Raw genomic sequence first — 22,755 nt, forward strand, 5'->3', positions numbered from 1 at the left:
ACTCCTTTCAACCTTGACTAAAAATTTGAATCAACCAGCGATTAATTTCCCCATCATCTTCTGTTTGACTCCGGTTCAAAGCTTCCTCAATTAACGCTATTTCTAAGCCCGGTAAAACCAGTGAATTTTGAATTGTCCCACTCCCTCCAGCAGTAATAGCAAAGGCAAATACTGCATTCGTATTTGCATTAGCTGCCCAATATTCTTGGACTTCAGAATGTTCGTAAATTAAACGCTTTACTCCCAAATCATCGGCACTAGAAGATGCTCCTATTTCCACCACTAAAGCTGGAGGTGCAAACCCATTCAAATTAATGGGCGTATTCGTGCGAGGAGGTAATTCAAAATCTGCACCTATATAATAAGACCAATCAGGTTGAAATTCCCGAATACCTGTTTTGCGAAAACTGGCATTAATTAACTCCACTATTCGGATATTTCTCAAAGCTGTATAAAAATTGACTACTCTCGAAACTACTGAATTATGACGACTGTGCAATGGCCCTACTGGTGACATTTCTATCCTCATGTGTTCTTGATAGTAATAAAACTTGCCCTTTTCCCATGCTGAATCCTCCGAAAAATTCAGAAACTCTTCCCACGTCGCCTTCACCCAAATATCCGTTTCCAAAACCTGCGTAATTGCCGAATTAGAAGCCATAATCCACCTCTACAATTTCCGTATATTCAAATTCATTGGGACTGCGCTTAACTAAAGGATAGCGCGTCCCGCCCAGTTCGATCGCATCTTCTTCACAATCAGCTTTCGGAGAATTGTACACCAGCACGTATTCCCTGCCAATGCAACTTTCCATCTCTTGAGCAACTTCTCCGCGCCACTGAGTTTTTGTTACCAAAACTACCAATTGATTCGCCAACTTCGGTAGCTTATTCGCGATTTGCTTGCGATAAATCTCGTCCAAACTCCCAAAGGGAGAATCCATCACAATTGGAAACGTACTGCTATCCGGGCCCATCAAAGTATTCTTTTGACTCCACTCCCGCACACCCTCAATAATTCCGCCGATAAACGACAAACTGAGAATTTGATTTTCTCCCGTAGAAGCGGCAACCAATGATTCTTGTCCCGACGTATTTTCTACTAGCGTCAGTTCGTATTTATCGCTCAACTTGGGGATGTAAGGAGTAAAAGAAATTTGACTAAAAATATCTTGCACCCGCTTTTCTAACTGAGAACAAAACTGTTTTTCTAAGCGATCTCGCACTTCAGTTAGGCGATATATCGCATCCTGAGTCGCAGCAATCCGGCGCTGGGCTAATACTTGCCTTTGCTCATTCAGTTGCTGCTTATCGATTTGCTTGTCCAAAGCCGACACCTGCACATTCAAACTCTCAATCTGCTGCTGGTTAGAGCCTGTTTCCCGGTGCAAATCGCCAATTTTGGCCTCAATTTCATCCAAGCGCTTTTGCAAGCGGCTGACATCTTCGTCAGGAAAATTTCGCAGCTTGTTGTGAATATCGTCTAACTGCGTTTCCACGCGAGAAAGTTCGGTTCTGTCATGGCTGATATTGCCTTGCTGTCGGTCAATTTCCTCCCAAAAATCAGCCACTTGCCTATCAATTTCATTTACGCGATCGCTAATCCGAATAGTTGTTTCTTCCACATCGCCAACACCAGCCTTATCCATCCAACCGCTAACCTGTTGGCGAGACTCAGAACCCTCCACTAATTCCGCACCACAGATACACCGCTGCTGCGCTAATAACTCTTCCAAAAACGGCCGCTGAATCCCCGAAAGCAAGTCGCCTTTTTCGCGCAAACCTTCAACAATCACTTCAAATTCAGCCGCCGCATCTGACAGAAAAACCGCGTAGCCACGCACAGAAATTGCTCGTTTTAGAGCATCTGTAGCCTGTACAATTTGTTGCTTAAATAAACTTTTTTGCATCTCCAATTCGTCTCGCAATTTTTGTAAATCCGCAGCACCGCTAAGTTCCAACAAGTTACCATTAACTGCTTTTTTTAACTCCCCTTGGTTCGCCAATTCACGCTCGATTTCTACTTGTCTGCTCGCAAGTTGCTCAGCTTCTTGCTCAATTTTTTGCTTGTCTTTTAAAAGTTTCTTCGTTTCAGCATTCCCAATTATATTTAAATCTGTCTCAAGAGATTTTTTTGCTTCTAGTAAATGCCGAATCGATCGATTCAACACTTCCACCCCCAGCAACTCCTTAGTAGCTTCCGCAATTTCTGCCTTCTTGTCATAGCGAACAATTTGCTCGATTCGCTCCCCATCAAAAAAGAAATATTTATGTAAACTTTCCGGCAAAATCCGCCCGATAATATCATCGGGATGCTGATCCGGCTTCAGCCAGAGACCGTTATCTTTTGCTACATTCAGAAACAATTCAGCCTTACCATGTTCTACAGTGTTTTCACTTTTATAAGCACGGCAAATTCGTCTTGCTTGGTAGCGCGTGCTGTCGTGTTCAAACACAATTTCCGCCCAACAACCTACGGCTTTTCCCATTTCCGCCTCAGCCAGAGCGCGCTTATTTACTAATTGTTCTTCCGCCGCAAAAGCCGCGCTAAATTTTCCGTAAAGTACCCACGTAAAGGCATTCATCAAAGCAGTTTTTCCCGCCCCGTTATTACCGTGAATTACTGTAATATTTTGCCCGCCCCAAGCTAGCCTAATTTCGGGGCTTTTGCCGTAAAATTGACGAAAGTTGCACAGAGTAATTGAGATTAACTTCATACAATTGCTTCCTTAATAATTTTTAAAATGTCATCGTTAATGTGGCGGGGAGCTCTCATGTACAACTTATCTTTTTCAATTTCCAATACCCGCTCGATAATTTGACGTACTTCCGGTGGCGCGCTAGTAATTGGTTGCTGTACGTCGCTAAATTCCTGATGAGTTTGATAAGAAGAACGCTTTTCTGCTAAAATGCTTGTCGGTACGGCTGCGATCGCACTATCTTCATATCTAAATGCCATCATCAAATTTTCATTCAGATTTTCCGTCATATTTTTTTTGCAATTATTAAAACTAGCAACTAAAACTGCGATCAAATAATTCTCTATTCTCAAACATAAACCGAACCTTAATAAATGTCAAATGTCTAATAGCCCGTAACGCTTCTGAAGTTGCAGCAATTTCACTCTAGCTTCCCCAGCATTGTCGGCTAAATCGGCAAATTCCAAGAACCGCTTCAACTCTTTTCGCAGCAAATTGCGCTCGACTTCTAGGGTTTCTCTGCCCAAATCAGGAGGCAAAACTATCATGTCAAATAAAGTTGCCCTTTCCTTCCCCGGATGTGGCCGCAAAATGCGTCCCCGGCGCTGAATAAACTGGCGCGGATTGGTGCTGCTTGCTAAAATTACAGCATTGCGAATTGCTGGAATATCAACGCCTTCATCCAAACATCGAATCGCTACCAAACCTTGCAATTCTCCACTCTCAAATTGCTGACGCAATCGTTCTCTTTCTGCTAAAGGAGTTGCCGCCGTATAAGTGTTAACTCGGTAGCCTAATTCTGAACCCAATAACTTCGCGGTTTCTGTTAGCTGGCGGTTGTTATTTCGGCGGGCACCTCCTTCGATCGCACCATCGCCGCAGTAAAATAAAGTATGGGCGGTGTCGAGACGGTGAATCATTAATTCTCGCAAAGCTACTAATTTATTAGCCGCAGCCCCAATTAACCGAGCTCGCTGCATTAATAAAGTTGTTAAAGCATCATTTTCTTCTACTTTTTCATCGCCCCAAAGCGCCCAGCCAATTTTTTGAGTTAAGCGGGAATACTTGCGGGTTTCTGCTTCTGTCAATTCTACTAAAATTGGATAGTATAAATAATGTACTAAGGCTTTTTGGCGGATGGCGTCGGCTAAGGTAAGTTCCGGCTGCAAAACAGGGCCGAAATAATATAAAATAGCTTCGGTTCCTTGTTCGTCGAAATGCCTTTCTGGGGTGGCGGAAAGGGCGAGTCGCAGTCCAATATTGCGCGGCAAACTTTCTCCTAAACGGGGCGCGCCTAAGTTGTGAACTTCGTCTCCAATAATCAGGGTTTTTTCTGGAAAATAGCGCAGTTGCGATCGCAAACTATCTCCCATTAAGGTAGCATTAGTAGTGATGATTGTGAGAAATGCTCTATCCCCCGATCGCACTTCATACAAACCCGCAGCCAGCTTGTTTTGCCAACTGCGGGCGCTATCAAAAGCCAAAATAGGTTTTAAACCAAATTTCTCGGATTCGCGCGCCCACTGATTCACCAGGTGGCAGTAAGGGCAAATTACGAGGAGGACTTGCAGGTTAATTTTATTGTATAATTCAGTGGCGATCGCCAGTGCAGTAATCGTCTTGCCGCTACCCGTTGCCATCTTCAGCGTACCGCGTCCCTGATTCGCAAACCAATTAGCAACCGCCACTCGCTGATACTGTCGCAATTGCAGCGATGGCGGCATCTTCGGAAACCCAAATTGCGAATTATTAGCCGTTGAGCGATTCACCTTTAAATGCCGTTAGATGCAAAATTCCCTATACTCAACTGTAACTCACGGGCGATCGAAACTTAACAACCCAAACAAATCCGCCGCCGACATTTGCAAATGCGACAGCACATCCAGAACTGGTAAAATATCTTGATTCTCCTTAATCTCAGGTTCTTGCTGCGGTTTAAAAACAATTACCAATTCTTCTTCCGGGTCAATCAGCCAACCCAATTTAGTCTTATTTTTGAGGCAAAACAGAACCTTCTTAATCACGCGAGTTGAACTTTGATCCGGCGATAAAATCTCAATTATCCAATCTGGAGCAATTTCAAACCTATTTTCAATTTCTCCCTGAGAATTTAGAGGAATGCGCCACCACTCAAATACTGCTAAATCTGGAACAACAGCACATCCCCCAAAACAGCAGCGCAATTCAGGAAAAGCAAAAGCTAACTTTTGCGGTTTGCCAACTTGATTAATAGCTGATGAAAATTTGATTTGTAACGTGCTATGTTTTCCTTGCGGCATAGCTTTTTGAGAAATTTGACCGTCAACATACTCGCTAGCAGGCTTAGTCTCTGGCAATAGCAGAAACTCTTCCAGAGAAAGCTTTGACGGAGACTGAATTGACGTTACCATAAGCCATTAACCCCTCAACAACTCAACTCCCGTCTTAAAAAGGATTCATATCGCTGTCAGTTTCCCAATCAGCACAACTCTCCGATTCCACACCGGTAGGGTGCATCGCACAAACCAACAAATTTCCCCCGTAAACTTGACCGTGATAGTTGCGACAACCGCGACAAGCCGGCTGCTGCGTCGGCGAAGGGTCTACATAAGTCACCATCGACAAATCTATCTCATCAAACTCCGGGTCGAAGTCGCGGTAAATTTCAATTATCGGTTCGATAAATTCATTAAATAAACCGTCAAATTCATTGAAATAACCGTCAATGTCGTTAATCAGATTATTTTGTACTTGTTCTGTAAACTCTTCCGACATTTTTGCCAAAACGTCCAGCATTTCGACAAACTCTTCGCCCATTTCGCTGAAAAACTGCTCTACTTCAGAAACAGCATTTTCCATTACTCCAAAAAAATCTTTAGACCAATCTTCCATGAATTTGACAGCTTGCTATTACAAAATATTTTACAGACAGGTGCAGCCAGCCTCATGCGAAGCGATCGCACCTACTTTCAATTCTATTACCTATTGCCTGATATCCGTCCACATCTGACAGGGCAGATATTCAAAAAGGGAACTCAAGAGTATTATCCTGAGTTCCCTTCATGCTTTGCTGAGCGAGCTTTTTGCTGCTTAATCCCGCTTCAGCCGCCGCAATTCCTCTTGTAAATTCTGCACCTGTTCGCGGAGCTTGTCTACGCCGCCTGTCTCTTTAGCATCTTTTGCCGAGACATCTTCTTCCTCAGAAACAATTTCAATCCGCCGAGGTTCAGCGGGTTTTTCGTTCCCAGCCGAGGCTACGGGGGGCTGCTGTTGAGCCTGTTGCACCATGTCATCAACAAAGCGGCGAGCTTCTTCCGTGGACATCTCGCCCCGCTTCACCAATTCGTCTGCCAGCTTTTGGGCTTCAGTGCGTAATTCAGTTAACTTGCTGCCAGCTTTTTCACCAGCGTAGGAAGCTAGCCCGACACCAAGGTAAACTGCTTTTTGTAAAATATCTCCGAAACCAGGCATAGGAGCTACACCTCATAAAACTGGGTGAACCGGAGACCACGCCTATTACAAGCATCCCGTGTTGCTGCTACCTTCCGGTCCTGACAAGATTTGGGCGTTGGAATCGCGTGGGTCCAGTTCAGTTATGAGTATAACACAGTTATTTATTCTTCAACCACACACCAGTGATAAATTTCATAAATAACGCAACCATTCTTCACCAGCGGGTCTTCAGCGACGATCGCCTTCGCCTCATCCATCGAACCCGCCTCAAACATCAACATACCGCCGCCCCGCCGCCCCCAGTAGCCAGTTTTCGCTCGGTGTCCTTTAGAAATCAACTCTCGGACATAAGCTCTGTGAGCTGGCACGTATTGGTCAAAGACAGGCTTTTCAACAATTCCTTGCTCAATTTTGACAAACCAAGGCATTTTTATTTGGGATTTTAGATTTTATATTTTAGATTGGGAATGGGCGATCGGCAACGGGATCTAGGGCAAATGCTCTATATTCCATTTTGCACCATCCTTTCTCAACTGCGATGTTATCCTATGAACCAGTCAAAACAGCGATTTTTTATTGCCCTAGTGCCGCCTCCCGATATTGAACACCAGATTACTGAGATTCAACAGTATTTTGCGGAACACTACAACAGCCGCGGTGCTTTGAATTCGCCGCCGCACATCACGCTGCAACCTCCTTTTCACTCGTTAGCGGAGGATGTTCCCAAATTAGAGGAAAGTTTGAACCAGTTTTCTGCAAATCGGCTGCCCATTCCCGTTACTCTATCCGGTTTTGCTGCTTTCGCCCCCCGCGTCATTTACGCTGATGTTGTCAAATCGCCCGAATTGCTGGAAATTCACAAAGATTTGATGAGTTATTTGGAGGCAAATTTGGGAATTGTCGATCGAGTTTCTCAAACTCGCCCATTTGTACCGCACATGACAGTAGCGTTTCGCGATTTAACTAAAGAGAATTTTCAAACGGCTTGGTTGGAATTTGCTGGGCGATCGCTCCACTTTGAGTTTACCGCTTCGGCGTTAACTTTACTGCTTCACGACGGCAGCCGGTGGAACATCAGCAACCAATTCCCACTTTCAGCCTAAACTCTCTCCCTTCTCTTTCTTCGCGTCCTTCGCGTCTTCGCGGTTCGTTTTTTCCAAAAAATCTTATTAGCAAATCCTGATAAATATCATTTCCTCACTACAAACCTGTTTAAAATTCAAGCCAGTCACAACGGGAGCATCTCATATTTGCAAAAACACTTCTTTCTTCTTCCTTCTGACTCTTTTCTCCTGGCTCCTGACTCCTGACTCCTAATTCCAATTTCGAGCTTTGCTGCTTTCATTGAGATGCTCCCGTCACAACTTACCGATTCATCTTATTCGGAGTTGCAAGTGCCACAGTTCCGTAAACCGAAATTCCCGACTCTTCCAATACTTTAATTGCCGACTTAACCGTAGTACCGCTAGTGTAAATATCATCAACTAACAGCACTCGATCGCGCGGGCGCCGGCGGCGAAAATCTTTCCCCAAACCTAAAGCATTTTTCATTTCCGCTTGTCGCTGCTGCGGCGTCAGAGCGAATAAAGCCTGAGTATTTTTCACCCGCTCCAAACCGTGCCGCTGCAAAGGCAAACCAGTCAGCTCGCAAAAACTTTCAGCCAAAAGTTCCGCCTGGTTAAAACCGCGCTCCTTCAGCTTTTCTTGATGCAGGGGAATCGGTACAACTGTTAAATTGTCTATAGCTAATTCGGGAAAACTCAGCCAAGCTTCCGCCAGCCAGCCGCCTAGAGGTTTGGCTAATTGCGGATTGCCGTCATATTTCAAAGCTGCGATCGCCCGTTTGAGAGCCCCGCCATACTCACCCCACACAAAAACACGCTGCTCTGAATGCCAAAATCGACCGGGATCGCTTAACTGACATCGCTGAAGTTGCTTGTGACAGTACGGACACAACTCTCCGGCGGCCGGTCGCTGACAAAGAGGACAGTTAGACTTAAGAAATAGATTGAGAAAAGATTTGACTAATCCCGTCCATTTTCGCTTGTTCATCCTAAAATTATCGTAAGTGATTAATGGGAAAAACTTTCAACTTCAATCAGTTTCCACCGACAGGCTCGCAGCGTGAAAAACCTCTACTGGTTAGACAAAATTCAACCTTCAGACCGAGATGCAGTGGGAGAAAAAGCATTTTACTTGAGCTGTTTGCTCCAGAAAAATCATCCCGTTGTACCGGGTTTTGTCGTGCCGGCTACAACATTCTGGCAGTTTTTAGAGTCGATCGAGTGCCTAGAGCCGCTGTTTGCTGACTGGCCACACTCTTCCCTGCACTTGAATGTCGATGAACCCAGACAACTGCAATCGATCGCCCGCAGCATCCGCCACCAAATCCTCGCCGGCAAACTGCCCGATTCACTGCTCTCCACCCTAGAGTCTGCGGTTTCTCAACTCAACTCACAGTCAAACTTAAACTCCACAGCCTTAATTTTTCGCCCTTCCCTGACTTCCTGGAACCCGAAAACAGTCGGCATTCTGGAATCTCAGGCAGTACGGGCAGAACCCGAAGCCATTGGGGCCGGACTCAAACGAGCTTGGGCAGAAATGTTCAGAGCCCGAAGTCTATTTTACTGGCAGCGGTGCGGCCTGCGGGTACAGCAAATCAATCCTGCAGTTTTGGTGCAGCCACTTCAAGAAGCGATCGCCGCGGGCGAGGTGAAAACAAAGGCGGGTGCACAGTGGGAAGTCCAAGCCACCAGCGGTTTGGGATTGTCCCTGGCTAGGGGAGAAACCATCCCCGATTACTATCAAGTGCAGCCGGAAACAAGCGCGGTTAAATTCCAGCGGATCGGTTACAAAACATTAGCCTACAATCTCAAAGTCGGTGAGGGTGAACCGAAAAAAAAACTGCTACTGGGCAAGTTTGCTGCTTTCCCAATTCCCGATTCTCCATTTATAATTCCTGATTTTGCTGACTGTTGCGTACAAGTTTTAGCGCTGGGAGAGGAAGCACAAACAGAATACGTTTTAGAGGAATGGCAACTGCAAGAAATCATTGAATTGAGTAAAAAAGCGATCGCAGAATTTGACTCGGATTTAATTTTAGAGTGGACGCTCAACCAGACAGCAAACAGCGGCGAACCGCAGTTTTATTTCACTCAAGTTCGTCTTGTGAAAGCGGAAAAAGCTGCGCCCGTAGAGGAAAATTCGAGATCCCTCCCGCATCCAAACTCGATCGCCCCAGCCCGAACTCCTGCGATACTTAGAGGTGTGGGAGCAGCATCGGGAAAAGCCGAAGCAATTGCCCAAGTTATGACTAATTCCCACCCAGAAAACGCGGAATTCTTAGCGGGAGGCATTTTGGTAGCCCCGACAATCGATCCGAATTGGCTGCCTTGGCTAAAAGTGGCTGCTGGGGTGGTTGCGGAACAAGGGGGCATGACCTGCCACGGCGCCATTTTAGCGAGAGAATTGGGGATTCCCGCCGTTGTGGGAGTTGCCGGGGCCACGCGGGCGATCGCCTCGGGCGATTCGGTTTTGGTAGACGGCGATAGCGGAGAAGTTTTTGCCCTCACTCAACCGGATGCGATCGAGACAGGAGACAGCCGCCGACTTCGGGACACAGCAAAAAAGGCAGATATATACAGTACAGCAGCCAAAATGTCAATAGCCAAACACCAATCTTCTACCTCCGATCGATCGTCCAATTGGGCGTCTAAAGCTCGACAATCTGAGTCTACTCAATATGTTTGGGGCCCACCAACGGCGACTCAACTGCTAGTTAATGTCAGCCAAACAAGTTCGATTGACCGCCTCAAAAATCTGCCAATAGACGGCATCGGATTGCTGCGATCGGAATTAATGGCATTAGAAGCTTTGGACTGTCAAAACCCCAAAGTTTGGCTACAAGACGGCCGCCAATCGGAATTTGTCGATCGCATGGCGGATTGCCTCAGCTTATTTGCTGCGGCCGTTTCGCCGCAGCCAATATTTTATCGATCTCTCGATTTACGCGAGTCAGGCGCCCACGGCAGTTTCAGTTATACCTTTGAACCGGAATTATTTGATTGGGAACTGTGCGTACTTCAAAAAGTCTGCGAGTCAGGCCATACCAATGTTAATTTAATTTTGCCTTTCGTGCGCTCTGTTGAGGAGTTTATCTACTGCCGCCAGCGCTTAGAAACAGTTTGGAAAAACCGATCGCCCGAATTTCAACTGTGGATTATGGCGGAAGTTCCTTCGGTGTTATTTTTATTACCAGATTACGTAAAAGCCGGAGTTCAAGGAATTTCTATCGGCACCAACGATTTAACCCAATTTCTGTTAGGCAGTCACCGCAACTCCGACCAGGTAGCAGGTGCTTTCAACGGGCGCGATCGAGCAGTGATGAGGGCGATCGAACAATTAATCAAAGAGGCGAGGGCTGCCAGCATTCCTTGCTCGATCTGTGGCGACGCTCCCGCATTGTATCCCCATACAGTTGAATCCTTCGTGCGGTGGGGAATTTCGTCTATTTCGGTCAATGTCGATGCTGTAGAACAAACTAGCAGGGCGATCGTCCGCGCCGAACAACGCCTGCTGCTAGAAGCCGCTCGATCGATAATTAACAATTAACAACTCCCGGACGCACTTCACCTCAGAAATCCGGTTTCTACTCTCAATCATACCTTTGGCAAGCAGCCACCCGCTCAGAAATCGGATTTCTAGACAACCCGTGCGTCCAGGGATATTAACAACTACAGAAATCCGGTTTCTGAGTAGATATAGCAACCGCGCCCGACGGTGAAGACATTATTAATTGCTGAAACATGAGCCCAAGATTGCTTCTTCCTTCTTTTTCCTTCCGCTATCAAAAGATCAGATTTTAAAGCTATGCTAGAAATATCACCAACACTTGAATCGGAGGTACAAACAGTGAAATCAAAAATTATTGCAACCGCAGCAATACTTGCCGCCCTGGCCTTTCTGCATCCCCATCCAGCATTATCTCAACCTGCAACTGACGGTGGCACCAAACCCGGATTCTGGCAACCTCAAGCGCAGGTTGACAATACTCGCAACATTACCCTCAGACTGTTAAATGAAACGGGCTTGAACCTAGAATACGGTGAATCAGGTGCCAGCTTGTCATCCTTGCCAGTCGGAGCCAGCAGAAACATCATTGTTCGCATCAGCAATCGCACCGGCGACATTGCCAATATTCCGATTAATGTCGCAAGAGGAACCACAACTTTGAAATACGACTATAACGTTGACTCGCAGACAAACATTTTGACGATTCGCATCACCAGAGCAGACGGCCGCACTAGGCAAGACCGGTCAGTTTATATTGATGAAAAAGGGCGAGTTTACTGATACTTTTAATCCAGACAATCTCCGACAACCTGAGAGAATCCAAATATAGCACACTCATCAGACACGTCTGAGAGTATGGTGGTATCCCACAAAGCTTTAAGAAAAATCCCTAAAGCGCCATTAAAATCACGGGGTATTTCACGAACACAATTGGGGCATTTAAAAGTTTTAGAGCCACCCAACTTTTTATGAATATGACCGCATTTTGTACAAGTTTTGGAGGTATATTCCTCAGTTACTCTAACCAATCTCGAACCGTAACGATTACAGAGATGCTCTAAGGTTTGTGAGAACTGATAGAAAGCCCAAGTCATCATTGCTCTTGCCGACTTAGAATTAAGTTTGCGACTTCCTCTTGCCACCATCTCAGAAGTCTCAAAGTGTGGCAAGTAAATGACATCGTAATTACGCGCCAAGTAACTTCCTACTTGTTTGTGAGCTTCTGAGCGCAAGTTTTTGATTTTAGTTCTTATTTTCTCCATTGCTTGCCTTAGTCGGTAACGCAATCGGGAAAATACCGAACCTTTCAATTGGTCACGCTTGGATTGAATTTTATCTAAATGCTGACACAATCTAGCAATTCGTCCCAAGTCATGTTTCCCAAATTCAGTGAAATAATTGCCATCAAACCCGGTCAAAAAACAGCGCAGTCCTGGATCGAGTGCGATGGTCTTGCCACCATTTCTCGATGCTGGAACGTCCATCTCTACAGGCATATTCACAAACCAACGTCCTTTATTGTAAGTGACTTCTACAGCTTTGTCGTAATTGATTAAGCAAAAATCTTGCCCAGTCCAAAGAGGTTTTTCTAAACCCTTGCTAGCGTTAGCCATGAGATGACCGTTCTTATAATCACCCGGGTCAAACTGAATGGTCTGTTTTTGGGATCGAATCGACCTGAATTTGGCTAGTCTTAGTCCAGCTAAAGGATTGATTTTCGCCTTTTTCCCTTTACCTATGTGAGTTGGTTGTTTGTCAGTTTTCTTCCAAGCTGTATAAGCCTCGAAGAGGGCGTTATCTAAGCCATGAGCTATTCCTAGCTCTTTGCACCATTCAGGGATTATCTCGTAACCCAAAGTTTTACATAAACTCCGAAATGCTTGCTTCCCAGAAGTTTTCAAAACTGGCTGATTAGTCTTTTTGTCAACAGTGTAATAGGTAAACTTTCCTTGATGTTGGTTGAGGTAAGAAATTGCGTTATTGTAAACTTTGCGATTGGCATGAATTCTCAACATCCAGATTTTCTTGGTTTCCCCCTTTGGGTACACTCGGTACGTCAGAGTCTTCAATGATTTGCTTTTTGTACTTTCTGAGTCCGTACAATCGACAACTGAAGACATGGATGATTGCGAGTATGTCTTCAACCATTTCTCTTTCTGGACTAAGTGAACTATTGTTGAGAACCAAAATCTTACACCCGCCCCGCTCCGCAAACCATGAGATAAGATCGAATCCGAACCGGCATAATCTATCTTTTGAGGCAACGACAACCATTCCGATGTCGCCTGTGTAAATGTGTTCCAATAGGGCGATAAGACCTTTTCTTTTGAAGTTGAGGCCACTCCCGATGTCTTGGATGATTTCACATCCGGGGTAGCGAGACAGAAGAAAGTCAGCCTGTCGTAGAAGGTCGGCTTTTTGACTTCGACTGCTAACTCTGGCGTAGAGGATGGTTGGTTTAGTCGATGGAATATCGACAACTGAGTCTCCGTCGTATCGTCGCTGTCCTGATGGTGTTCTGTACGCTTTGATTTTCCCTTCTTTTTCCCACCGCTAAGCGTGTTTTGGAACATACTCCAAGTCGTTGAATAGCAATTCTTGGTGGTACATATTTGACCATATTAGGTTTATTTTACGTGAACCACTCCCTCCTACACCGATTGTCTGACTTATTAGGGAAATGTCTAAGAAAATATCGTCCTAGGGATTACTCTTTCTAAGACTGCGGCTCATCAACCCGGTTTCTCCTGATAAATCTTGGTTTTAGCAGCGAGGTATCCGGGAAGAAATCGGGTTTCTAGACTAGCGTGCATAAATTCTGTCTTTCTCAAAAAGTATGAATCAAGTGCAGCCCCTAAAGAATCGATGTTTTTGTGCAGCGGATTTGACATTTCATCCCCAAAATCAACTGCTGCTTGCAATTCGGCGCTACTGGCGCACTGGTGCATCAGGTGGGTTCCGAGAGGATGTCAACCGCCGCATCGCAGACTAATATCCGTCGTTTCTTTTGATTCCTGCGCCTCGATTTCCCTCTTCTTTCGGTTTAGCTTTGTTCACTCGCAAGGGACGCCCCATCCACTCTGCACCGTCTAATTCGGCAATTGCAGCGTCTTCTTGGGCATCCTCCATCATCTCAACAAATGCAAAACCGCGCATCCGACCGGTTTCCCTGTCGGTAGGCAAGACAACTCGCTTGACTGTGCCGTATTCTGCAAATACTGCTTTCAGGTCTTCTTCGGTGGCGCGGTAAGACAGATTTCCAATGTAGATAGTCATGTCGATCGAACTGAACTTGTTGTGCTATACATAATAACCTGTTAATTTAACTGTCAAGTGCTATCTACCATACAACTGGGCGATCGACTCTGACTAAAAGGGTTTGCCGCACTGACCAACCCTTGGTACTGGCTGCAATAGTTAGCTTAATCAAAACTCATCTCCTCACTCGCCCTGCGGATGAGTGAGGAGATGAGTTTTGGGGCGACGAGAAATCCCACCCCTGAACAATACTTGATTTTCATCAGATCACTGATGGGTGGGCGACGAATCACCAAGCATCTTCGGAAACAAAGCGACTAACAAGCTATAGTATATTAGGTTGCTCTGGGCCACGATCGTTGATATAGCGGTTCTCAACTTTCGTGAGATAGTTGCCAGTTAATTACCAATTCCCCACTTGTTCAATTCTTTAATTCTTTTATCTAAAATCTAAATCTGTACCTCACTCACTGGAGAATTTCTATACAGATCTAGACAGCCCTTTGAGGAAACCTACTTCACATCTCCCCAGCCCTTGCCTAAACGGGGAGATGTCACTTTCAATCCTTGGGCAAAATTTGGAATTGCCAAGTGGAAATGAGGAATGCGACAAATTTTCTCTCCAGGGAGCATCTCATATTTGTAAAAACACTTATTATGGCTCCTTCCTTCTTCCTCCTTCCTTCTTCCTTCTTCTTCTTTCCTCCTGACTCCTGACTCCTGACTCCTAATTCCAATTTCGAGCTTTGCTGCAAAAGTGAGATGCTCCCTCTCTCCATCTCCTTAATCCCCAGTTTAGGATATTACTTTCTTTTCTCAATTAAACTAAGGATTTGAGATTTAAAGCCGCTTTGTTAAGTGTTTTAGTGCCAACTCGACTTTGGGTAATACCGCTGGCTGTATCCGTTGCTCCTTTATTCAGAACATTCATCGCATCTACCACTTGCTCAATAGCGATCGCCTGCTGTTGGGTATTCAGATAAATTTGCTGACTGCTGACAACAACACTGTTAATAGCATTAGCAACATTGTTAAAATTATCCGCCGTACCTTCAGTCAATTTTAGGCTATTATCTAAAGTTTTCTTGCCCTCATCTGTTACCATCACTGTTTTATTAATGGAATTCTTAATACCGTTTATCAAATCACTAATCTGATCCGACGATTTTTTGCTTTGATCTGCCAGTCTGCGAATTTCCGTCGCCACCACCCCAAACCCCTTTCCTTGTTCTCCCGTGCGTACTGCTTCCACTGTAGCGTTAATCGCCAGCATATTAGTTTGATTAGCCAAATCGCTGACTAAATTGGTAATATTAGCAATCTGATTGGTTTGCTCGCTCAAATGTAAAACTTGATCGGCGATCGCTCCGACTTTTTCCGTCAAACTCAACATTCCCTGCTGGGTTTTATTTACTACTTTACTGCCTTCGGCGGCCATATTTAAGACATTACTGGCCTTTTCAAGGGCTGACTCGGCTTGCATCGCTGATTGCCTTGATGATGCGCCCAATTCATCCATTGTGGTAGTTGTTTGATTAACCGAAGCAGCTTGTTGTACAGCAATACGTTCCTGTTGCTCAATTGTAGCAGCGATCTCAGTAGAAGAACTGACAATCATATTAATAATACCTTTCAGCGCTTGATCTAAAGGTTTGGCGATCGCTATGCTTAAAGCTATGCCTAAAATAATCGCTATTAGCGGTCCAACTGTCATCCCCAATAAGACAGCTACTTGAGTCTTCCTACTATCATTTTCTGCGGCTTTATAAGCGGCGTCGGCTTGCTTTTTGTTGGAGTCAACGACTGCTAAGGTTGCTTTTTCTGAATTTACAAATTTAAGGCGGATAACCTTAGATTGCTGACTAAGTTTATTCAAAAGGTTACTAGCAGTCTTGGCTCTTGCCATTTCGGGCGAATTACTTTTACCCTGCTTAATAAGTTCGATCTGCAAAGCCAAAGGATTAAAAATTCCCAGTGTTTCAAATTCTTGATTAATTCGCAGGAGTTCTTGATCTTCCTGCTGCCACTCCTCCCAATACTTAAGCATTTGTTGATATAGTGCGTTTTCCTCTGAGATACGTGGAATGACTTCGTAGGCTTTAAAACTATCTTTAATCTGCTGCCAAGCCTTGTCCATTCTGTTTAATGCTTCTTGCCTTTCTGCTTGACTGAGTGCCGGATTAATTAGCGCTCTCTCTGATGACTCAATTTGGGTTTGTCCCTCGTTAATTTTCAATAATGCTTCAATACTCGGTAAGTTATTTTTACCGAGAGTCTCTATGTGTTGACTGAGATTAGATGTTGAGTTCCATCCTACCCAGGCCACTAAAAATACTAAAAGTCCCATAATCAGAAAGGCGCTGATCAGTCTGGTTTGTAAATTCATTTTTCTCAACATACTATTTCTGCTTCCTTCTACTACAGTTATCCTCGCTGCAATCATGAACATATCTTGTATATTATAGCTTCTCTCACGTAGATGAAGTACCTATTAGGATTTTACCTTTGAGATTTTACATTTTAAAATTAGTAATTAATTGATGAGTAACTCCTGATCCTGAAATTCGCTATCGATTTTGGGTGACGACGCAGTTACGGTAGCTTTTTGGTTGGCATCATGCTGAATTGATTTTTATAAACCCCTTTAGTCTACAGGTTAAAACCTGGCGTTACACAAACCCAGCCTGCCGAAGCCAACCATAAAAAGTGGTAGGATTATAATTAAGTTCCGAGTGTACCGATCTAGCTTTGTCAGACAGATGAGGTATCATATTGCTGAGGCATTCATAAGCTGTTGTGCATCTAAACCGTGTTTTTTGTGCGGGCTTTCTGGCCCACCCCACAAGAACTTTATCAAATTTTAGTTCACAGTTTAAATGTGCAACAGCTTAAAGGTAAAATATAAAATATAAGATAAATGAACTATAATTCGCTTAAGAGTCACAGCATCACCAGAAGCGGAGGGGATGCCACATCGATTGACATCACTTTTGTTCACCAAGCATCGAAAACATCATACATTACTAGCAAGGAAAGCTTATCATCTTGATTTTAGACAAGAAATTATCGATGTTTATCATTACGGAAGCAATCTCACAAAAATTCCTAGCTAACTGTTTTTTGGGAGTTCTCAGTTTTGTAAAACAAAAAAACTTAAACAGGCTCCTGAAACCAAAAATATTGCTCAGCGAGCTAATTTATGCGACTAGGCAAAATTAAGGCATAACAACTGATAATTTTAGCGCCGATTTAAAATAAAAATGCTCCCACTCTTGAATAAGCTGTTGTGCATTTAATTTGTATGTTGAGGGCGGGCAGGATGCCCAAGCCCTACTCCCCACAAGAGGAAAAATTTATTTTACTATGGAATTTAAATGCGGATTAGCTTAACTTCCTTATTAACTCTATCAATAAAAGGTTCAAGGGCGAGAAATAAAACGAACAAACCTGTTTGAAAATTCCTCACGAATACTATATATACCGTTCACTAAAGTTCTAATATAAGTTAATTCAAGAAGGGAAATGATACAATTACATTTGATACTTTTCTGCTCCGGCAACTACGTAAACTATGGAAAGATGCTTTGGTAGTGATGGAAAATGGTCATACAAATAGGCAAAATAAGTAAAGAAAATAATCAACAAAAAGGCGAAAGTAATATACTTGTCGCCCCGGTCGCCTGATTTATCATAAGCCTGAAAAATTATGGTCAAAAATTAAAAGAATTTTCAGTTTTATCAACACAACAAATTATCAATAATTAGGAAAGGCGATAGAGTTTGCATTCCGTCAAGTTTCTAAGCAAGATATTTGGAACTGGTTTACACACGGGTGTTATTGTACTTCATCTATAGCGGTTATCAAGCGTGGTGAGGTATGCCCTATGCCCTATGCCCTATGCCCTATGCCCTATGCCCTATGCCCTATGCCGGATAGTACCTCATATGAGAGCTCGAAAGGCTATATCTGAGAAAGGTTATACGGGAATCGAAAGTGTCTGTGCAGACTTTCTAGCGGGGACTGAGAAATTCAGTCTAGCCAAATGTGGAAATCCAGTAAGGGAAAAACGCGAGAAGCCAAACTGTGAAGTTTGGAAGCCCACGCCATAACTGTAATCAGTTTGGCGTTGGGATGATGTTACTGCTTTTCCTTAGTCGATCGAGATTGACTGAGGCCCCGTGCTTTTACCGTTGGTGGGTTCGGCTGGGGGAGTAGTGTAGGAAGTTGAACCAGCTTGCTCGTCGATCCAGCTTTTAACGGGATCTTCGTGAAGGTTGAGTCGAAGCAGGCCAGATAAAAATCCGCCCGCGAAGGCGATCGGCTGTTGGATCAATTCTTGGGCCATTGGGATGAGTTCGTCGAGGAACATTCAAGAGTCTCCTTGTGCTGCAGGGGTTCTACCTTAACTGTATCGTTTGTACTGCGATGCTGGTAGCGGCCTACAAAAAACCTTCCAGCGCTGAAGATGGGCGATCGGGCAATTTTTCGGCTAATGACTTACCGAAAAACTGGGTCTAAAGCCCCGTCATAAGCTTGACGGCTTTTCCTCTTTAAGTTTATCAATCCAGCCCTCTATAAGTTGGGTCATTGTTTTTTCTTTCTGTTTGGCAATTCTCCGCAGCTTCTCTAGCCGACTCACGGCAATGCGAATACTTAATCTTTCTCTGGTCATTTAGCTACCCAATTGCCACCCTATTATGTTATCGTAGTAAGCATGAAAGCAAGATATCAGTACCGTTTCTATCCAACAAGCCAACAGCAGCAGAGCTTAGCTCAGTTGTTCGGTTGCGTTCGTGTTGTGTATAACGATGCTCTTGCAATCTGCAAACAATCTCAAAAGAAGCCTAAATCGGCTGAACTCCAAAAGATTGTTATCACTCAGGCAAAAAAGACTGAGGAAAGAGCTTGGTTAGCCGAAGTCTCTGCAATTCCATTGCAACAGTCAGTGGCCGACTTAGAAGCAGCATTCAAAAACTTTTTTGAGTCTTGCAAGAGCAAAAGAAAAGGACGCAAAGTCGGCTATCCTAAGTTCAAAAAGCGCACAAACAGCCAGTCTGCAAGGTTGACTCGCGGAGGTTTCTCAATCAAAGGAGATGGAGTTTATCTAGCCAAGATCGGTATTGTTAAACCAATCTGGTCGAGGGAGCTACCCTCCGATCCCAGTTCGGTCACGGTAATCAAAGACTGTGCGAACCGCTATTTACTCAGCTTTGTCGTAGAAATTCAACCCAATCGAGTTGATGCCAAGGACCAAAGTATCGGCATCGATTTGGGAATTAAAACTTTTGCGGTAATGAGTGATGGAACATCAGCCCAAAGTCCCAGTTACAAAAAGTTAGACCGAAAAATCCGCAAGCTGCAACGCAAGTTAGCCCGCCAGCCCAAAGACTCAAAGCGCCGGAACAAAACCCGCATTCAGATTGCCAAGCTCCACAATCAGATTGCTGATACTCGCAAGGATTTTTTGCACAAACTATCTACCAAGGTTGTCAGTGAAAACCAAACCATTGTCTTGGAAGATTTAAACGTGTCTGGCATGGTCAAAAACCGCAAAATTGCTAGGGCAATTAGTCTACAGGGATGGAGAGAATTTCGGGTATTGTGCGAGGCTAAATCTGAAAAGTTGGGGCGTGAGTTCGTAATTATTAGTCGATGGGAACCTACAAGCCAAACTTGCTCTGATTGCGGATATAAATGGGGAAAAATTGATTTGTCTGTGCGTTCTATACTTTGCTTAAATTGCGGTACAGAACACGACCGAGATGAAAACGCTTCGGTAAATATAGAAAAAGTCGGCCTGGGGCCTCGGCACGACTCTAAATGTACGTCGAGACAGAGTAAGACTACCGGGCGTAGCGTCCGTCAATGAAGCGTAAAGAATCCCCACGCCTTCAGGCTGGGGAGTATGTCAAAATGCTAATCAAATTGCTGCAAAAATTTTATGTGCCGTTTGCTTGGCTACCTCGGTGAGCCGATTTTACTCGATGCTATTCTGTACAAGCCGGAACATTCCCTAATTGTGCAGAGTTACGATCCCCGCGAAATGACTTCTGGTCTACTCAATGCTGACGGTTTTGGTATTGGTTGGTATCACCCGCACCTAGATACTGACCCGTTTACTTATAAAAATGTACAGCCAATTTGGAGCGACGTTAACCTTCCGAGTATCAGTCGATTCGTTGAATCTGGATGCGCGATCGGATACGTTCGCAGTGCAACTTCAGGACAAGCTGTAGATTTGAGCAACTGTCAGCCGTTTCAGAACGATCGCCTGCTGTTCGTACACAACGGCTTCGTGAAGAATTTTCGGCAAACTCTTTACAGACCAATTCGCGATCGACTCAGCGATACGCTGTATCAATCAATTAACGGTACTACAGATTCAGAGCATATCTTCGCCTTGTTTGTCAATGAATTGACCGCCGGAAATCTGACCATACAAGCTGCTTTGCAAAACTCGCTGAAAACTTTGGCAGAGCTAGCAAACTTTCACCAAGGAGAATTTTCAGCTAATATAATTATCAGCGACGGACACCAACTCGTTGCCTCTCGCTTTGCTTCGCAAAAAACCCCTCCTTCCCTCTATTGGCTGCGAGACGATTTAAATTTCCCAAATTCTGTCATCATTGCTTCTGAACCTTTATTTGCTGGCAATTGGCACGAGTGTCCAGTCCAGAGCATTATCAGTACCGGAGTAGAGCGTGATATCGAAATCTATCCAATCTTGTAGAGAGGCAATTTATCGCGATTTGCAGCAGTGTCGCAGCGGCACTTTCAAGCTATTTGCAGACATCGATTATGATACTTTTTGCCGTCAAGCTCATCCTGATTTCAGTCCAGTTGGCTGGCACTTAGGTCACATTGCTTATACTGAGGATTTGTGGCTGTTGCAACGGTGTGCTGGGTTGAAGCCAGTCTTTCCTCAGTATCACCAACTGTTTGCTGCGGATATTTTGCCGAAAAAACAACGGGTTTTTCTGCCCGCGTTACCTGATGTTGAATTATATCTGGACGCGGTGAGAAAAAAGGTGTTAGATTATTTGGAAGTCGCGCCGATCGACGAGCAAGAACGTCTCTGGCGGTTTATTATTCAGCACGAAAGCCAGCACTGCGAAACTGTTGCTTTCGTGTTGCAAATGCAAAGGAAGAAGGAAGAAGGAAGAGGGAAGAAGGAAGAAGGAAGAGGGAAGAAGGAAGAAGGAAGATTAATTTCCAATTACCGATTACCAATTGCAGATTACCAATTACAAATTACGGATTCCCCGGCGATTGAAATTCCGGGCGGGGAATTTTACATGGGAAGCGATGCTGCTGAGGCTTTGGATAATGAGCGATCGCGCCACCTGTGTTATTTAGAAGCATACTCGATCGATCGCTATCCCGTCACTTGCCGTCAATACCGAGATTTCATGGAATCCGGCGGCTATCAAAACCCTGATTGGTGGTCAGCGGACGGCTGGAAATGGCTGCAAGGCGAAGCCGTCTCTCAACCGCTTTACTGGTCAGAAAATCAAGCTTTCAACAACCATCCAGTCTGCGGCGTGAGTTGGTACGAAGCCGAAGCTTACTGCAACTTTATCGGCAAGCGTTTGCCATCGGAAGCCGAATGGGAAAAAGCTGCGAGTTGGGATGCCACAAATCAAACATATCGCATCTATCCTTGGGGAGAAGAACCGCCCAACGGCAGTCTGTGCAATCACGGCAATAATATTGCCAATACCTCGCCAGTTGATGCCTTTCCTAAAGGAGCAAGTGCGATCGGCTGCTGGGATATGTTAGGCAATGTTTGGGAGTGGACTGCTTCAACCTTTGACGCCTATCCGGGATTTGAAAGTTATCCTTACAGGGGATATTCTCAAGTTTATTTTGATGGAGAACACCGGGTTTTGAAAGGCGGGAGTTGGGCGACTTTTCCGCAGGCACTGCGATCGACCTTTCGGAATTGGTACTATCCGGGCGTGCGGCAAATTATTGCTGGTTTTCGCTGTGCTAAGTAGTTTGCTAGGTAATTATAATTACCATCAAGTTTGTTTATATAGCAATCCTTGCAGGAGTCGTAAATTTTTGACCCCACCCCAACCCTCCCCTTATCAAGGGGAGGGAGTAAGAAATTTACAAATGATTTAGGATGGCTATAGTGAGGAATTTATTCATCGGACTTTTCCGATGAACAAATTCCTTAATACTTGCATTATAAAGCTTATTTGACGAAGCTCAGATAAATGGCGGGGGAGGAAATTGGGAAAATTTTTGTTGGCGAAATGGCTAACTTTTTTCCATGTAACAAGCTCAAATAAAACAAGTTTGGTTAAGTATTCAATAATTTTTGTGGACAAATTTTAAGTTTTAATTATGGATGCGAGATCCATCGGGTGAGACAATAGAGAACGGATAGTGGCATGAAAAATCTGACTTGAGCGCGATATTTGGCAACGCGGCTGCGTGCTATACCCATATGTGCATCTAAAAATTACTTTGTCAGGAACCTCAGCCCTGACGGCATGAGGCTTGAAAGAGAAATCTAACAAGCCATCCTGACCAGCTTAAGTCTTTACTGACTACGTTTTTTGAGTCACGATACCGGAGAATGCGAAGCTAGTTTTCCGCTCTATCGCTTGCAACTAAACAGTCTTAAGGTCACGCTCGACAGTGTTGCTAGCCGGCGCAAGCTCACTAAACATTAGCGAAGCTAACTTTACCCCAGAAATGGGAGTTTGAGGCAACCATACCTCACGGGAGGGGCAACCATACCCCTCCTCCCCGCGAGGGGATTCAAATTAAATGTAAAGCCGT

At 44.5% G+C, this 22,755-nt stretch carries 21 protein-coding genes, 1 other RNA gene and 1 pseudogene; 6 read left to right on the forward strand and 17 right to left on the reverse strand.

Translation table 11 applies throughout. The features are described 5' to 3' along the window. Positions 1-7 precede the first annotated feature (7 nt). The 9 genes from QUB04_RS14925 to QUB04_RS14965 all read right to left on the reverse strand — a co-directional run bounded on the left by QUB04_RS14925 (position 8) and on the right by QUB04_RS14965 (position 6,559). The gene (locus QUB04_RS14925; protein ID WP_333285378.1) at positions 8-661 is read right to left on the reverse strand and encodes a Uma2 family endonuclease; all 654 of its coding nucleotides are present in this window, start codon (positions 659-661) and stop codon (positions 8-10) included. Then, positions 651-2,717 (reverse strand): AAA family ATPase, encoded by a 2,067-nt coding sequence (locus QUB04_RS14930; RefSeq protein ID WP_333285380.1) that lies wholly within the window; start codon positions 2,715-2,717, stop codon positions 651-653. The genes QUB04_RS14925 and QUB04_RS14930 overlap by 11 nt, the downstream gene beginning before the upstream one ends. Beyond that, complete coding sequence (locus tag QUB04_RS14935) at positions 2,714-2,989, reverse strand: hypothetical protein (protein ID WP_333285382.1); 276 nt, start codon at positions 2,987-2,989, stop codon at positions 2,714-2,716. Before QUB04_RS14935 ends, QUB04_RS14930 begins: the two co-directional genes overlap by 4 nt. Positions 2,990-3,076: 87 nt before the next feature. Continuing rightward, on the reverse strand, positions 3,077-4,423 hold the full coding sequence (locus QUB04_RS14940) for a DNA phosphorothioation system restriction enzyme (protein ID WP_333285453.1): 1,347 nt from the start codon (positions 4,421-4,423) through the stop codon (positions 3,077-3,079). A gap of 90 nt (positions 4,424-4,513) precedes the next feature. Beyond that, positions 4,514-5,089: a Uma2 family endonuclease gene (locus QUB04_RS14945; RefSeq protein ID WP_333285384.1), complete on the reverse strand. Its 576-nt coding sequence runs from the start codon at positions 5,087-5,089 to the stop codon at positions 4,514-4,516. Positions 5,090-5,123: 34 nt separating this feature from the next. Then, the gene (locus tag QUB04_RS14950; RefSeq protein WP_333285386.1) at positions 5,124-5,570 is read right to left on the reverse strand and encodes a hypothetical protein; all 447 of its coding nucleotides are present in this window, start codon (positions 5,568-5,570) and stop codon (positions 5,124-5,126) included. 198 nt (positions 5,571-5,768) lie between these two features. Beyond that, on the reverse strand, positions 5,769-6,149 hold the full coding sequence (locus QUB04_RS14955) for a phasin-related domain-containing protein (protein WP_333056143.1): 381 nt from the start codon (positions 6,147-6,149) through the stop codon (positions 5,769-5,771). Positions 6,150-6,172: 23 nt separating this feature from the next. Continuing rightward, an RNA gene (gene ffs, locus QUB04_RS14960) (signal recognition particle sRNA small type) lies at positions 6,173-6,269 on the reverse strand. A gap of 23 nt (positions 6,270-6,292) precedes the next feature. Further along, the gene (locus tag QUB04_RS14965) at positions 6,293-6,559 is read right to left on the reverse strand and encodes a YciI family protein (protein WP_333077099.1); all 267 of its coding nucleotides are present in this window, start codon (positions 6,557-6,559) and stop codon (positions 6,293-6,295) included. Between the two features lie 120 nt (positions 6,560-6,679). On the opposite strand from QUB04_RS14965, the gene QUB04_RS14970 reads away from it, so the two are divergent. Beyond that, the gene (locus QUB04_RS14970) at positions 6,680-7,234 is read left to right on the forward strand and encodes a 2'-5' RNA ligase family protein (RefSeq protein WP_333285388.1); all 555 of its coding nucleotides are present in this window, start codon (positions 6,680-6,682) and stop codon (positions 7,232-7,234) included. Positions 7,235-7,496: 262 nt separating this feature from the next. On the opposite strand, the gene QUB04_RS14975 is transcribed toward QUB04_RS14970, so the two are convergent. After that, complete coding sequence (locus tag QUB04_RS14975; RefSeq protein WP_333285390.1) at positions 7,497-8,183, reverse strand: ComF family protein; 687 nt, start codon at positions 8,181-8,183, stop codon at positions 7,497-7,499. Positions 8,184-8,255: 72 nt separating this feature from the next. Between QUB04_RS14975 and QUB04_RS14980 the strand changes: the two genes are divergently transcribed. Continuing rightward, positions 8,256-10,742, forward strand: a complete 2,487-nt coding sequence (locus QUB04_RS14980) for a putative PEP-binding protein (protein WP_333285392.1) — start codon at positions 8,256-8,258, stop codon at positions 10,740-10,742. 300 nt (positions 10,743-11,042) lie between these two features. Beyond that, on the forward strand, positions 11,043-11,483 hold the full coding sequence (locus QUB04_RS14985) for a hypothetical protein (protein ID WP_333285394.1): 441 nt from the start codon (positions 11,043-11,045) through the stop codon (positions 11,481-11,483). Positions 11,484-11,488: 5 nt separating this feature from the next. On the opposite strand, the gene QUB04_RS14990 is transcribed toward QUB04_RS14985, so the two are convergent. The 7 genes and pseudogenes from QUB04_RS14990 to QUB04_RS15020 form a co-directional block, all read right to left on the reverse strand. Next, positions 11,489-12,718: a transposase gene (locus QUB04_RS14990; RefSeq protein WP_333285396.1), complete on the reverse strand. Its 1,230-nt coding sequence runs from the start codon at positions 12,716-12,718 to the stop codon at positions 11,489-11,491. Next, positions 12,681-13,323, reverse strand: a pseudogene (locus QUB04_RS14995) (IS607 family transposase). Before QUB04_RS14995 ends, QUB04_RS14990 begins: the two are co-directional and overlap by 38 nt. Before the next feature lie 112 nt (positions 13,324-13,435). Next, the gene (locus tag QUB04_RS15000; protein WP_333285398.1) at positions 13,436-13,651 is read right to left on the reverse strand and encodes a hypothetical protein; all 216 of its coding nucleotides are present in this window, start codon (positions 13,649-13,651) and stop codon (positions 13,436-13,438) included. 40 nt (positions 13,652-13,691) lie between these two features. Continuing rightward, positions 13,692-13,979 (reverse strand): RNA recognition motif domain-containing protein, encoded by a 288-nt coding sequence (locus QUB04_RS15005; RefSeq protein ID WP_015179076.1) that lies wholly within the window; start codon positions 13,977-13,979, stop codon positions 13,692-13,694. A gap of 542 nt (positions 13,980-14,521) precedes the next feature. Beyond that, a complete protein-coding gene (locus QUB04_RS15010; RefSeq protein ID WP_333285400.1) occupies positions 14,522-14,740 on the reverse strand; it encodes a hypothetical protein in 219 nt (72 codons plus the stop codon). A gap of 41 nt (positions 14,741-14,781) precedes the next feature. Next, positions 14,782-16,404, reverse strand: coding sequence for a methyl-accepting chemotaxis protein (locus tag QUB04_RS15015; RefSeq protein WP_333285402.1), 1,623 nt, complete (start codon positions 16,402-16,404; stop codon positions 14,782-14,784). A gap of 1,708 nt (positions 16,405-18,112) precedes the next feature. Next, on the reverse strand, positions 18,113-18,331 hold the full coding sequence (locus QUB04_RS15020) for a hypothetical protein (protein WP_006632999.1): 219 nt from the start codon (positions 18,329-18,331) through the stop codon (positions 18,113-18,115). 345 nt (positions 18,332-18,676) lie between these two features. Here QUB04_RS15020 and QUB04_RS15025 point away from each other — a divergent pair, with 345 nt between their 5' ends. The 3 genes from QUB04_RS15025 to QUB04_RS15035 all read left to right on the forward strand — a co-directional run bounded on the left by QUB04_RS15025 (position 18,677) and on the right by QUB04_RS15035 (position 21,959). After that, positions 18,677-19,831 carry a transposase gene (locus tag QUB04_RS15025; RefSeq protein WP_333285404.1) on the forward strand — a complete coding sequence of 385 codons (1,155 nt, stop codon included), beginning with the start codon at positions 18,677-18,679 and terminating at the stop codon, positions 19,829-19,831. A 72-nt stretch (positions 19,832-19,903) separates the two neighbouring features. Further along, positions 19,904-20,692, forward strand: coding sequence for an ergothioneine biosynthesis protein EgtC (egtC, locus tag QUB04_RS15030; protein WP_333285405.1), 789 nt, complete (start codon positions 19,904-19,906; stop codon positions 20,690-20,692). Beyond that, the gene (locus QUB04_RS15035) at positions 20,664-21,959 is read left to right on the forward strand and encodes an ergothioneine biosynthesis protein EgtB (protein WP_333285407.1); all 1,296 of its coding nucleotides are present in this window, start codon (positions 20,664-20,666) and stop codon (positions 21,957-21,959) included. The genes egtC and QUB04_RS15035 overlap by 29 nt, the downstream gene beginning before the upstream one ends. The last annotated feature ends 796 nt before the right edge of the window (positions 21,960-22,755 follow it).

Source organism: Microcoleus sp. D2_18a_B4 (genome assembly GCF_036702475.1).
Taxonomy (GTDB): domain Bacteria; phylum Cyanobacteriota; class Cyanobacteriia; order Cyanobacteriales; family Microcoleaceae; genus Microcoleus.